Origin of the sequence: Streptomyces sp. CC0208 (genome assembly GCF_003443735.1) — a bacterium.
Lineage (GTDB): Bacteria > Actinomycetota > Actinomycetes > Streptomycetales > Streptomycetaceae > Streptomyces > Streptomyces sviceus.
The window spans coordinates 8,980,802-8,992,759 of record NZ_CP031969.1 but is presented as its reverse complement, the minus strand read 5'-3'; the positions used below and the strand labels follow the sequence as shown (position 1 = coordinate 8,992,759).

Below are 11,958 nucleotides of genomic sequence, written 5' to 3'. Positions count from 1 at the left end.
ACGAACTCGGACGGCCACACCCCGCCGGTTGGTGTTCCGGCGGGGCCGTCGTCGGTGAGGTGTGTCGCTTTCTTCGGCAAGGTGCCGGTGGACCAGCCTCAGCAGTCAAACACTGACCAGCAGATGTCGTTCCGCAATCGCTGGTCGTCGAGAACGAGCTCGCGAATCGCCTCCGGGAGCTGGTCGCGCTGCCACTGGCACTCGAGTCGTCCTGCGGCCTCACTCTCGTCTCTTGGCGCGGCAGCGCGTGCGGCCTTGATCGCGTAGGCAGCCGCGCCCAGCTCATGCGCGGCGACGTGGGCGACGACTGCGGCCTGGCCGGCGGCGTAGGCGGCATGCCGTGCTGCGCCGCGCAGGTCTCGAGCCGCGCCCATTGCGTGGCCGCCCGCCGCGCGGGCCTGCATCATCTTGACCTCGCCACGGACCCAGGCGCGGGCATGCTCGATCGCCTGGCGCGGTCGTAGGTCCTCGGGCTGAGCCGACTCGAAAAGGTCGAGGACGTGCTCCGCGCAGGCTGCTGCCCAGAGGGCGAGGAGATGGTGATCCGAATCGGTGAGGGTGCCACCGCGGCGGATCGTCACCAAGCGAGGATCTCTGACCTTTGGGAGGATCATGGTTGGCCTTCCTTCCGCCCCACATCCGAGCATGGGCGTCCGCGAACCGCGCGCACGCTGCCAACCCGGTGGCCGATTTCCGGCCGGACGGGATGAGCTCTCAGTCGCCGACCACCTCGCTCACTGCGGCGCGGGCTGCCGCCTCGTCAACGAGGTTCTTGCCGGTGGCGAACGCGGCGACCAGGGCCTGCAGAAAGAGGTTGTTGACCGCCCGAGAGTAGCCGCGCGAGGTCGTGTGGATCAGCGTGAGGGCGTCAACTGTGAATAGGACGGCGTGTTCTGCAGCTCGCAACGGCCGCCGAGGTCTGGGCGGGAACAACCCGCGACGGCTGACCGTTCACCTAGATGTAGCTAGTGCTCTGACCGGAAAGGTTCACCGGGTCGTGGGTAGAGCCGAGTAGGTGGGGCCTCAGTCTGGTTGGGGCGCGTATTGGCCACCGCGAAAACCGTTGGACACGTCCTGTCCGCTCCACGACGATTCGCGCTGTGACAGACAAAGCCGAGCTCCGGACCACAGTCCCCACTAGCCCGAGGTCCGTACGATTTGTTGACTTATCGAGCACAGCCATGACCGCCTTGCTGAACGACGATCTGACTCAAGCCAGCGCCGAAGCAGGTGTCGCTCTCACCGAGTACTTCGTCACGGACACAGCGAAGTGGGTGTGGCAGTACCGGATCAATCAGCTCATCTCGGAGCCGGCTTGCGTGGGGTGGCTCACGCAGACTGTGGTAGCCGAGCCGGAAGGTGCCGTCGTGGGGTATGCCGGGTTCCACGGGCCGCCAGATGAGGCAGGCATGGTGGAGCTCGGTTACTCCGTGGCCCCCGCCTACCGCCGTCAGGGCTACGCCAGGGCAATTCTGGCCGAGTTGATACATCGGTCTGTTGCCGAACCCGGAGTCAGGACCGTGCGGGTGACGATCAGTCCTGACAACGCCGCATCCCTGGCCACGATTTCCGGGTACGGCTTTGTGGAGGTCGGAGAGCAATGGGACGAGGAAGACGGCCTCGAAACCATATTTGAAGTTCCTGTCTGATCAAGCCGCTGCCGGAAGCGGTCGGCCGCCCCAGCGGATGCCTTTCTCGCTACGGACGCGGGCACGTTCCTTGCGCTCGGCGGCCAGGACGTCGCGGTGGCGGGCATTGGCGTTGCGCCAGCGCAGGTAGGCGTGCAGCGCCCGGGTCTGTGCTGAGTGGTTGGGGTGGTGGGAGTCGGCGATGGTGAACTGCCTCAGTGGCCCGAAGTGCGCCTCGATCGGGTTCGCCCACGACGCGTAGGTCGGGGTGAAGCACAACTCGACCTTGTTCTTCTTCGCCCAGCGGCGGATGTCGGTGCCCTTGTGGGCGGACAGATTGTCCATGATCACGTAGATCGGTGCGCCGTCGGGCCGGGCGGCGCGGATCGACTTCAGCGCGACCAGCGTGTTCGCGGCACCTTTCCTGCGGCGGTTGACGCCCCACAAGCGGTCGTCGCCGACCGAGTAGCATCCGTGAAAGTACCGGACGCCATGGGTGCGGTGGTAGGTGGCGGGATGCCGTTCGGGCCAGCCCTGCTCGGCCCAGCATGACCCGGTGGTGGGCCGGATCCCGAGCGGTCCGAACTCGTCGAAGGCGAAGACCCGGTCTCGGAAGCGGTCCACCACCTCCTCGATGCAGTCCAGTTTCGCCTCGCGTTCGGGGTCCGGGGACTCTTTCCACGTCTTGGTGCGCTGGAAGGTGACGCCCCGGCGAGCGAGTAGGCCGCGTAATGCCTCGCGGCCGATGCGGATAACCCGGCCGTGAACTTTCCGCAGGTAGGCAGCGAGCTTGCGCAGTGACCAGCGAGTGAAGGGCTGGCCAAGCTTCGCAGGGCGGGTGGTAGCCGTCTGGATGACGAAGTCCTCGTCGTCAGGCTTGAGAGGGCGGGGACGGCCTCCCGCCGACTGAGGGTCCAGGCAGGCCAGGCCGATCTCGTTGAAGCGATGGATCACGTCCCGGACGGTGTCCTCGTCGGCCTGCACCAGTTGTGCGATCACCGGCACGCGGTTCCCGCCGGCTGAGGCCAGCAGCATTATCGCGCGCCGATAGCGCACCGAACTCGTGCTGCCACGGCGCACGATCTGTTGCAGCCGCTGCCCCTCCTGGTCGGTCAGTCTGCGCACACGGACAGGCTCAGCCACCGCGCCTCCAGCGGTCGGATCGAACGTCACCGCACATCCAACCGCTACGACCACCAACCCGGTGAACCTTCCCGGTCAGAGCACTAGCGGAGGGGACAGTGTCCCCGGGCCTCACCCCCTAGCCCATGGGGACGATCGTTCGGCTGAAGCCCCATGGAGCCCCCGCCGAGAGGCGACCCCCGGCCGCCTCGCCACCACTCACGGCTCCGGCTGGTCTCCCCCGTCCAGCTGGGGCCCTCCCCTGCCCGCGCCCTGCACAACCCCGTCGGGGACATGCCGGACTACGACATGCTCTTCCCTCCAGCGGCCTCTTCAGCTGAGGTGTGCGCGACTCCGTGTATCCGTTGGCCGGGGGGAGCGCGGTGGTGAGCAGGTTTCCGGCGGCGTCGTACGTGTGCCTGATGGTGGCCGAGTGCGCGGTCTGGGCCGTGACCTCGTCGTCGGAATGCCACTCCCTGACGAAGACCTCCACGGCGACCGACCGAACTGTCAGGGAGCCGGGCTCCGCCCTGCCCTCCCAGCCCAGCGCTGCGGCCGCACACAGCCGGTCGGCCACGATCACCTGCCCCCGGTCGGCAGCCGGCCACTCCCGGACCGGCCGCCTTTCCGCGGCCGCAGACGGCGTTGAGCAACGTCGAGGGGGCAGCAGGTAGCACCACCAGCGGCTGACGGAATCAAGAACGAGAGCAGCTGCGTATGACTCGGGCTGGTGATCCCGTCGCGGCCAAGCGGCAGGTCACCAGCCCGTTCTGCGTGGGTCGCGCGCCAATCGCGACCCTGTTCGTTCCCCAGATTGAAGCGCCAACAGCAATGCGGGGGCTGCGTAGCAGGTTTAACGGAAATCCGTTTTCTGCGCAGTGTCTCCACTGTGGACGCGATCCCCGTGAATGGCAGCCATCCCAAGCGGGACGACTGATGAGCCAACCCACGGAAGCGATCACATCGCCGCAGGTAGGTGGCTCTGCGTGGGGTGGCGGTCCTGTCCCTAGACGGCGGATGAGCCAACTACTGGGCCATTAGCGGATATGTGGCCGGTCCTGGGACCGTTGTGGCTGGCGGTCCCCACGTCAACTACAACGGGCTGTACGCCAGCGGCCCGTGACTGCAAGGACCTCCCGGATCCCCCGATCGCATCCGGGGCGGCACCGCCAAGCCGTCCCGCGGTCTCCCGGATTCGAAGACGCCAACAGCTGGGGCGGCGGTGCTTTCACGGCCGGCGCCCTTCACAAACATGCACGGGGGTTGTTATGACCTTGCACAAGGCCGTCCCTAGCGGCGACTCGAACGGCAGCGCGTCGGCGTTCGGCATGCCGCAGGCGCTGGTGATCCTGGGCTTTCTCTCCGCCGCTGTCGTTCTGCGGCTCGTCACCCCGATCGCAGTCCGGGACATCGTGGTACTTCTGTCAGCAGCCGGCGGCACGAGCGTGGCCGTCCTGCTTGCCGCTGGTTTCAACAGCCGCCGCGGGGGCCAGGGGCTACTCCGACGTCTGATCAGCGCCGCCCTCACGTCCGGTTCGGGCAACTGAGGGACGCGCCATGGGACGTCCGGAGAAGCCCGTCGACCACACTGTGCCCGCCCTGGGTGCCCTGGCTGAGCACCTGCGCGCGATGCGCCGGGATGCGGGTCTGACGTACCGACAGTTGGCGGAGCGCACCAACTACTCCTCCGCGCAGCTCAAGCGCGCCGCCAGCGGCGTGTCTTTGCCCGCCTACAACCTCATGCGCTCGTACGCCATGGGTTGCGGCTTGGACAGGAAGGGAGAATGGGCCCGCATGCAGGCAACGAGCCTGTACGAGGAGGCGAACCGAGCTGTCCGCAGGAAGCGCGTTGAGGCCCGGGCTTCAACCGTCCGGCCCAAGCCCGAGTATGCGCGGGACCCAGCCGACCTCAGCGGTGCGATGCGCGACGCCTGGGCTCGCGCGGGCCGTCCCCCGTCACGACAGATGGAAGCCCGCTCTGCTGGCCAGCTCCCCCATAGCACGGCCCACGCCATCTGCAAGGGGCGTTGCGTCCCCCGCGATCTCCGGCAGTTCGTGGCCTTCCTCCACGCCTGCGAGATCAGAGGCACCGCCCTCGGGCCGTGGTTCCGCGCCTGGTTCAAAATCTGCGGCAGGCCGAGTGAGAAGACCGTTGCTGCCGCCCTCAGATTTCTGTGGCAGACCGAGGAGCGGCAGATTTTCCTCGACCTCTACGCCGAGGGGGCGGAGGGTCCCGAGCGGTCGCGTGAGGAGCTAGGCCTCGTGGCTGAGATCATCAAGCAGCTCAGCGATGACGAGACCGCTGCGGCCACTCCGCGCATGCGGTCCGACAAGCGGGCTGACACTGCCACGCTCCGTCTTTCCACGGGCAGCGGAAAGACGGAGAGTCTCTTGGGGGTTCTGGATGACACAGCGCACGGCCTGCTGACGCCAAGGCTCGAACCGTCTAGGAAGCCCCGAGCCACAGCGCGCCGTGCAACCCACGACTATTGGGTGCACAGCAGGAGCAGGACCCTCGTGGGATAGAGCAAGAGTGAACCCCGGAGCGTCTGGGGTCCAGGGCTCGCGTACTGTTCGGGCGCGGCTGCTACAGGTCGAACTCGAGGTGTTCGATGTCCGTGAACCGGACCTCTTCCAGCCTGCCAGCGCGGCGGCCGCCGTCCTGGAAGTACACCTCCTTGAGCGCTTCGGCCGCGATCTCGTGGAGCCGGGCGTTGCTGGCGCCCTGCTCCTGGGCCTCGAAGAGACGGGCGGCGCAGCGAGGCGGCAGGGGGACGGTCAGGTACCGGATGCGGTCCTGGTCCGTCGACCCGATCAGCGCGGTGTAGCCGAGGCGTGCGCGGGTGTCGATTCACATGTCCGCGCCGTGGGCGGATCCGGACACGGAACTGGGGCAGCTCATCAACCAGCAGTCGAACGCTGACCTCGAGGACATGCTCAAGAGCGGGAACTCCGGGTCGCGCAGGAGGCGATGAACACCGCGGTCATCGCCGTCCTGGAGAACGCCGGGTTCTCCGCCCGCCCGGCGCGGGGCGAGCGGGCGGGAGGGGTCCGCGTCAGCGAGTCTGCCGACTGAGGCCGCGGCTCAAGCCGGACGCAGCCACCCCCGTCGCCAGCGGTGGCAGCGTGAGCTGGATGCTCGCCGGGCCTCATCGCGTTCCGGGGGAACGTCGGAGGGAGGGCCGCCCTCAAGGACAGCGACGACGTCCAGAACATCTTCGCCAACTTCGAGGTGAGCGACGAGGTCATGGAGAACGCCGACACATAACGCTGCCGCGAACTGAGCGGTTTCGGCCTACTCCTCCGTGTCAGTTCTCGCCAGGTTGCTGGCCGTAAGGTCGTCGAATGGCTCTTGCTCTCCTACCGATCCAGTGGGAACTACTTGTCATGATCAAGGATTTCTAGGATCGGTCTGCCGAACCACGGGGCGAGGAGCACTGACAGCTCCGCGACGACCAGGTCCGTCCATCCCGGACTCCGCGCTACCCACGGAGAATCAGGAGGAACCGCCTTAGAGAATCACTGGCGCTCAAACCGCTCAGGATGAGGAAAAACGTCATCAATGCTGGATCAGCGGGCGGGTTTCTCCCAGGCCAGCGAGTACCGGCGCAGCACGTGGCGGCGGTAGCGCACACCGGGCAGCAGTAGCCGGGCAGCAGCCCGCACCTGCCCATAGCTCATCTGCGGGTCGGCGACCGGCATGCCACGCGGGCCACGCGCGCGACGCAGCACCTTCGTGATCCGCACGATCGGGGCTGCCGCGATCAACGCCGCCCACTCCGTTACGCTCGCCTCGCGGGCCAGACCGACCACCACCAGCGTGCCGCCGGGCCGCAGCAGCTCACGCATGCGGACGAGTGCCGCCTCGAAGTCCATGTGATGGATCGTGGTCACCGAGCACACGAAGTCGTAGCCCGCAGCAGGAAGTTCCGCGGTGAGGAAATCTCCCTCGACGAAGGTGAGTTGCGGGTCGCCGGCAGCGGACTCGCGTGCACAGGCGATCATGTCCGGCGACTTGTCGATCCCGGTGACGTGTTTCGCCCGCCCGGCGAGCTTTCGCGCCAGCAGTCCGTCCCCGCAGCCAACGTCCAGGGCATCGCCGCACCCCTCGGGAACAGATCGGAGGATGCCCGGGTGCCGGGCAACGTTGGTGTTCCAGTACGGCTCTGCGGCGGGCTGGCGCATCGGATCAGCCTAGAGGCCGGTCATGGCCTGCCGAGTACACACCGACGAATTCGCCGTCCCCATGGGGAGTCGTGATCGCAGGGATGGGGAATTACGTGAAGCTGATCATGCAGATCGTAGGGAATTGCCTGCCCCTCGGCATATGCCGACCTGCGCCAGGTATCCGACGAACGCTGCGCGCCGGAGCTGGCGCGCGGGAGCACAGCGTGAGACACCTCAGGACGCCAACTCGTCGTGACCGACCTCGACCATAGGGGCGCTCTCGGCCCTGGTTCCGAAGCGGACAGCTCACGATGACCGAGCCTCGAAAAACGATTGCCGACCATCAGGCACGCTGACACGATTGCGCAAGTGATCACTGCTGAGACGCCGGACTGCCTGATCGTGACGGGGATGCCGGGTGCTGGTAAGTCGACGGTGACCAGGCTCGTTGCCGAACGTCTGTCACGCTCCGCCCGGCTTGACGGCGATTTCATCAGCAGGCTGATTATCAGCGGTCTTGTCTGGGCCCTTGGCGAGCCCGGCGACGAGGCAGCGCGGCAAGTGGAGCTGTGCAACCGCAACCTGTGCACGCTGGCAAACAACTTTTCCGAAGCCGGCTTCACACCCGTGATCGACTGGGTGATCCCCGACCGCCGGCAACTGGACTTCTTCGTCTCTCTCCTCCCGGCCCGGCAGGTCTTGTTCGTCGTTCTCGCACCGGGCATCAAGGCGTGCCAGTACCGCAACACCCTCCGTGATCCATGGGAGCGGTTCGACTTCGACGGCTATGAAGACCTTGATGCCGCAATGAAGCGCGAACTCGGCGATGTCGGCTGGTGGTTCGACACCGCGGCCCTCACTCCCGAGGAGACCGCCGATCGCATCGTCCGGCAAGCGCGCCATCGCGCCATGGTGGCCTGATTGCAAGCTTCCCGGCGCTGCTCGGGTCAGGGCAGCCCGTTCTGCCTTGGCACGCGACTGAGCGAGGCGGGAGGAATCGGTGCCGGTCTCGACGATCGTGCCGTTGTAGGTCAACCGGGCAACAAGATCGTGGGCCGCAAACGGAGCATCGTCATCGACGCCGTCGGCCTGCTGCCGGGGTGCTGGTCACGGCCGCGAGCGTGCAGGACTCCGTCGCCGGCCGAGCCCTCATCGAGAAGGTGGCCGCCGATGGTAGGGGTCAGGACGCGCGGGGGCGGGCCCTGACGGTAAGGGAGGGACGCGGGGGGGCAGTCAGGCGGTACGGAGCACCACGCAGCCGCCGGGCGGCAGTTCGGACAATGTGCTGCCCGTGAGCAGGTCGTGGGCGGGCTCGGGCAGGGGCACGGGCTCGGGTCGGTGGTTGATCAGGACGCGCCAGCGACGGCCGTCCGGGGCGCGTCGGATGACGGCCTCGACATGGGCGGGCAGGCCCGGCACCGCGGGACCCACCCCCGCCTCGTCGAGCAGCCGGGCGACCAGGGCGGCGTAGCCGGCGTCGTCCAGGCGGGTCGAGAGGTACCAGCCCGTTCCGGTGCCGAAGCGGTGACGGGTCAGCGCCGGGCCGCCGGCGAGCATGCCCTCGGCGTAGGCGGCGAGCGTGTCCGCACCTTCGGCGCGAAGCGACTCGCTCCAGACGGTGCCGTGCGATCCGTCCGACAGGGCGATCCGCTCGTCCCGCCGCAGCGGCCGGTACTCCTCGACGCGGATGCCCAGCGCCTCGCGCAGCGGCTCGGCGGGGTAGCCGCCGAGGCGGGCGTGCATGCGGTCGTCGGCGTATCCGCTCGCGTACTGGACGAGGAGGGTTCCGCCGTCGGCGACGTAACGGCGCAGGTTCTCGGCCGCCCCGTCGGACAGGAGGAACAGGGCCGGTGCGATGACGAGCGGGAAGCGGCTCAAGTCGTGCTCGGGGTGCGCGAAGTCGACGGTGACGCCGGCGTCCCACAGTGCCCGGTGCGCCCGGCCGAGTGCCGCGTGGTAGTCGAGGTCCGCCGAGGGCAGGCCGTCCACGCCGAGCGCCCACCAGGCGTCCGCGTCGTGCAGGACCGCCACCGAAGCGGTGACCGTCGATCCCGCCAGCTCGCCGAGACGGGCGACCGCCTCGCCGACCTGCGCGACCTCACGGAAGATTCGGCTGTCGGGGCCCGCGTGCGGGACCATCGCCGAGTGCCACGTTTCGGCGCCGGCCCGGGACTGCCGCCACTGGAAGAAGAGGGCGCCCTCCGAACCGCGGGCGATGTGTCCGAGGGTGTGGCGCAGGATGTCCCCGGGCTCCTTGGCCAGGACCCGGTCGCGGTCGTAGACGGTACTGGTGCCCTGCTCCATCAGCAGCCATGGGTGGCCGCCGGCCAGGGAGCGGGTGCGGTCGGCGTGGAAGGCGGCGTCGGCGGCGGCGTCCAGACCGGGTGAGCTGGGGTACTGGTCGGACGTGACGACGTCGAGTTCGCGGGCCAGGGCCCACAGGTCGACGTTCTGGTAGGCGGGGAGCATCAGGTTGGTCGTCACCGGCCGGTCGCTGTGCGCGCGGATCGCGTCGCGCTGCTCGCAGTAGGCGGCCACGATCTCGTCCGACCAGAAGCGGTGGAAGTCCAGTGCCTGGCCGGGGTTCTTGTGCCACTGCGTTACGCGCGGCGGCAGCACCTGCTCCCAGGAGGTGTAGCGCTGGCTCCAGAAGGCTGTTCCCCAGGCCTCGTTGAGGGCGTCCAGCGAGCCGTGGCGGGTGCGCAGCCACCCTCGGAAGGCCGCGGCCGTGTGGTCGCAGTAGCAGAGCGTGCCGTACTCGTTGTGGACGTGCCACAGGGCGAGGGCGGGGTGCTCTCCGTAGCGTTCGGCCAGGGCGGAGGCGATCCGGCGGGCCGCGGTGCGGTAGGCGGGCGCGGTGAGGCAGTAGGTGTCGCGGCTGCCGTGGGTGAGGCGGGTGCCGTCCGGGGTGACCGGCAGCGCGTCGGGGTGGGCCAGGGTGAACCAGGGCGGCGGGGAGGCCGTCGGGGTGGCGAGGTCGACGGCCACGCCGTTCGCGTGGAGGCGGTCGATGTGGGCGTCGAGCCAGGCGAAGTCGTAGCGGCCCTCGTCCGGTTCCAGCAGGGCCCAGGAGAAGATGCCTACGGTGGCCAGGTTGACCCTGGACCGGCGCATCAGCGCGTCGTCCTCCTTCCACACCGGTTCGTCCCACTGCTCGGGGTTGTAGTCACCGCCGTAGGCGAAGCCGCCCAGGCGGTTGGTCAGGTTGCGGATGGTCATGACTGGTCCTCGGGAAGAAGGGACTCGGCAACTGCTGGGCGACTGCTCCGGCCCTGCCGACAGTGGTGAGGGGGCGGCTCTGCTCCAGCAGCGGGTAATGGGCGGGTGGAGCCGCTCCCGGTCACAGGGCGGGGCGCATGCGGGCGGCCGGTTCATCCCCTGAGGGCGCCCGAGAGCACGCCGGTGGGGAAGTGCTTCTGCCCGCACGGGCAGATGGTCAGCAGCGGTACGAGCGTCAGGACGACCACCGCCCTCTGCGGGGACAGCGGAGCCGTCTGTCCGTGCGCGGAGCCGAAGCCGGGGTCGACCCTGCTTTGCCGACGAAGCTTCCGCGGTTCAGCTCGTTGCTCAAGGCGGCGGCCCTTCCCTCCCGGACAGTCGAAGCGCTTCACCTGGCCGGAAACGCTAGTTACACGTTTCTTGCGAGGCAAGAGGGCTGGCATCAAGAAAATTCCCTTGGCCCAGCTCGTTGACAGCCTGTCGCTGTGATGCAAGCGTCGAAGCGCTTCGACAGCTCGCAACCAGCCTGCTTAGGGGTCTTCCTCGTGGGTTCTTCGTCCCTGCCCGCCGCCCGGCTTCCGTTCCTCGGCCCGGTGCCGCCGATCGACAAGCGCGCCGACGACCTGCTCGGGCGGATCACGCTCGACGAGCGGATCGCGCTGCCGCACCCGTACGCACCGGCCGTCGAGCGCCTCGGCATCGCCTCGTTCCGCACCGGCACGGAGGCGCTGCACGGCGTTTCCTGGCTCAGCGAGGCGAGGCTCTTCCCACAGGCCGTGGGACTCGGCGCACCCTGGGACGAGGACCTGATCCACCAGGTCGCCGAGGCCGTCTCCATCGAACTGCGCGCCTTCCACTACACCGCCCGACGGCGAACAGCATCGGTACCCACAACCTCCAGGCGTGGGCCCCGTGGTGAACCTGCTGTGCGACCTGCGCGGGCCTGGCCGGCGGCCACGCCCCTTTCCTGCGCGCGGCCGCGGTGCTCAAGCACGTCCTCGCCTGCAACAACGAGGACGACCGCTGCGTCACCTCCTGCGGCCTGCGCCCGCGCGTCCTGCAGGAGTACGACCTGGCTGCCTTCCGACCCGTCCTCGCCTCGGGCGCGACGATCGGCGCGAGGCCGCGTACAACCAGGTCAACGACCTTCCCTGTCACGTCAGTTCGTTCATCGAGATCGAGCTGCGCGGCTGGCCCCCGCCGACCGGACATGAGTTGTTCGTCGTCAGCGACGCCGAGGCGCCGTCCAGCCTGCAGCTCCCCCTGCGCCCTCGACTGGGCCGACGAGCACCTGCCCGCCGTGGTGTGGACGTCCCACGGCGGGCAGGAGACAGGCCGGGCACCGACCGCCGTACTGCTCGGCGAGGCCGACCCCACGAGCCGGCTGCGTTACCGGGGCGACGACGAGCTCCCGCACCCCCTCGATTACGACGTCATCAAGGCGGGCCGGACCTACCAGTGCCACCGCACGGCCTCCCTGTACCCGTTCGGCCAGGGCCTGTCGTACGCCGACTTCGCCCACGATCACCTGGGGCTGTCCACGGCGACGGTGGCGCAGGGCGGCACGCTCGACGTCACGGTGAGGCTCTCCGACACCGGAACGCGGTCCGGAAGCGAGGGGGTACAGCTCTACGCCCGCGCCCTGGACGCCCGCTGCGAGGCGCCCCGGCTGAAGCTCGCCGGCTTCCGCAAGGTGCGGCTCGACTGGCCGTGGGTGCTTCTGCTCGCCGTACGCCAGCCACGTGTCCGACCGCTCGGAATGCCGGCCCGCGTCGACGATGCGCTGCCAGTTGCGGGCAGCGTCCTTGTGTATCGGTGATGC

At 68.6% G+C, this 11,958-nt stretch carries 11 protein-coding genes and 3 pseudogenes; 6 read left to right on the top strand and 8 right to left on the bottom strand.

Going from position 1 to position 11,958, the window contains the following annotated elements; genetic code table 11:
* Positions 1 to 98 precede the first annotated feature (98 nt).
* Positions 99 to 614 carry a putative immunity protein gene (locus D1369_RS41230; protein WP_007379310.1) on the bottom strand — a complete coding sequence of 172 codons (516 nt, stop codon included), beginning with the start codon at positions 612 to 614 and terminating at the stop codon, positions 99 to 101.
* Positions 615 to 714: 100 nt separating this feature from the next.
* Positions 715 to 906 (bottom strand): hypothetical protein, encoded by a 192-nt coding sequence (locus D1369_RS41225; RefSeq protein ID WP_007379311.1) that lies wholly within the window; start codon positions 904 to 906, stop codon positions 715 to 717.
* Positions 907 to 1,181: 275 nt separating this feature from the next.
* Between D1369_RS41225 and D1369_RS41220 the strand changes: the two genes are divergently transcribed.
* Positions 1,182 to 1,649: a GNAT family N-acetyltransferase gene (locus D1369_RS41220; RefSeq protein ID WP_007379312.1), complete on the top strand. Its 468-nt coding sequence runs from the start codon at positions 1,182 to 1,184 to the stop codon at positions 1,647 to 1,649.
* On the opposite strand, the gene D1369_RS41215 is transcribed toward D1369_RS41220, so the two are convergent.
* Positions 1,650 to 2,771, bottom strand: a complete 1,122-nt coding sequence (locus D1369_RS41215; RefSeq protein WP_342364936.1) for an IS630 family transposase — start codon at positions 2,769 to 2,771, stop codon at positions 1,650 to 1,652.
* A gap of 1,247 nt (positions 2,772 to 4,018) precedes the next feature.
* On the opposite strand from D1369_RS41215, the gene D1369_RS41205 reads away from it, so the two are divergent.
* Positions 4,019 to 4,297: a hypothetical protein gene (locus tag D1369_RS41205; RefSeq protein WP_007379314.1), complete on the top strand. Its 279-nt coding sequence runs from the start codon at positions 4,019 to 4,021 to the stop codon at positions 4,295 to 4,297.
* Positions 4,298 to 4,307: 10 nt separating this feature from the next.
* Positions 4,308 to 5,276, top strand: a complete 969-nt coding sequence (locus tag D1369_RS41200) for a helix-turn-helix domain-containing protein (RefSeq protein WP_037898562.1) — start codon at positions 4,308 to 4,310, stop codon at positions 5,274 to 5,276.
* A gap of 61 nt (positions 5,277 to 5,337) precedes the next feature.
* On the opposite strand, the pseudogene D1369_RS41195 reads toward D1369_RS41200, so the two are convergent.
* A pseudogene (locus tag D1369_RS41195) lies at positions 5,338 to 5,601 on the bottom strand (XRE family transcriptional regulator); the annotation flags it as partial.
* 333 nt (positions 5,602 to 5,934) lie between these two features.
* Between D1369_RS41195 and D1369_RS41190 the strand changes: the two are divergent.
* Positions 5,935 to 6,018: pseudogene (locus D1369_RS41190) on the top strand (YebC/PmpR family DNA-binding transcriptional regulator); the annotation flags it as partial.
* Between the two features lie 302 nt (positions 6,019 to 6,320).
* Here the strand turns inward: D1369_RS41190 and D1369_RS41180 are convergent.
* Positions 6,321 to 6,935, bottom strand: coding sequence for a class I SAM-dependent methyltransferase (locus tag D1369_RS41180; RefSeq protein ID WP_007379317.1), 615 nt, complete (start codon positions 6,933 to 6,935; stop codon positions 6,321 to 6,323).
* 351 nt (positions 6,936 to 7,286) lie between these two features.
* Here D1369_RS41180 and D1369_RS41175 point away from each other — a divergent pair, with 351 nt between their 5' ends.
* On the top strand, positions 7,287 to 7,838 hold the full coding sequence (locus tag D1369_RS41175) for an adenylyl-sulfate kinase (RefSeq protein WP_007379318.1): 552 nt from the start codon (positions 7,287 to 7,289) through the stop codon (positions 7,836 to 7,838).
* Positions 7,839 to 7,871: 33 nt separating this feature from the next.
* On the opposite strand, the pseudogene D1369_RS44330 reads toward D1369_RS41175, so the two are convergent.
* The 3 genes and pseudogenes from D1369_RS44330 to D1369_RS44325 all read right to left on the bottom strand — a co-directional run.
* A pseudogene (locus D1369_RS44330) lies at positions 7,872 to 7,964 on the bottom strand (AAA family ATPase); the annotation flags it as partial.
* A gap of 186 nt (positions 7,965 to 8,150) precedes the next feature.
* Positions 8,151 to 10,136 carry a beta-galactosidase gene (locus D1369_RS41160; protein WP_118083074.1) on the bottom strand — a complete coding sequence of 662 codons (1,986 nt, stop codon included), beginning with the start codon at positions 10,134 to 10,136 and terminating at the stop codon, positions 8,151 to 8,153.
* A 530-nt stretch (positions 10,137 to 10,666) separates the two neighbouring features.
* Entirely contained in the window at positions 10,667 to 10,870 is a 204-nt protein-coding gene (locus D1369_RS44325) for a hypothetical protein (protein WP_037898564.1), read from the bottom strand.
* Between the two features lie 566 nt (positions 10,871 to 11,436).
* Here D1369_RS44325 and D1369_RS44320 point away from each other — a divergent pair.
* On the top strand, positions 11,437 to 11,955 hold the full coding sequence (locus tag D1369_RS44320; RefSeq protein ID WP_240436139.1) for a glycoside hydrolase family 3 C-terminal domain-containing protein: 519 nt from the start codon (positions 11,437 to 11,439) through the stop codon (positions 11,953 to 11,955).
* Positions 11,956 to 11,958: the final 3 nt, after the last annotated feature.

What these genes read in the sequence shown, in the direction of transcription:
- D1369_RS41230 (WP_007379310.1), bottom strand. Translation starts at nt 614, where the DNA reads ATGATCCTCCCAAAGGTCAGAGATCCTCGCTTGGTGACGATCCGCCGC.
- D1369_RS41220 (WP_007379312.1), top strand. Translation starts at nt 1,182, where the DNA reads ATGACCGCCTTGCTGAACGACGATCTGACTCAAGCCAGCGCCGAAGCA.
- D1369_RS41205 (WP_007379314.1), top strand. Translation starts at nt 4,019, where the DNA reads ATGACCTTGCACAAGGCCGTCCCTAGCGGCGACTCGAACGGCAGCGCG.
- D1369_RS41200 (WP_037898562.1), top strand. Translation starts at nt 4,308, where the DNA reads ATGGGACGTCCGGAGAAGCCCGTCGACCACACTGTGCCCGCCCTGGGT.
- D1369_RS41180 (WP_007379317.1), bottom strand. Translation starts at nt 6,935, where the DNA reads ATGCGCCAGCCCGCCGCAGAGCCGTACTGGAACACCAACGTTGCCCGG.
- D1369_RS41160 (WP_118083074.1), bottom strand. Translation starts at nt 10,136, where the DNA reads ATGACCATCCGCAACCTGACCAACCGCCTGGGCGGCTTCGCCTACGGC.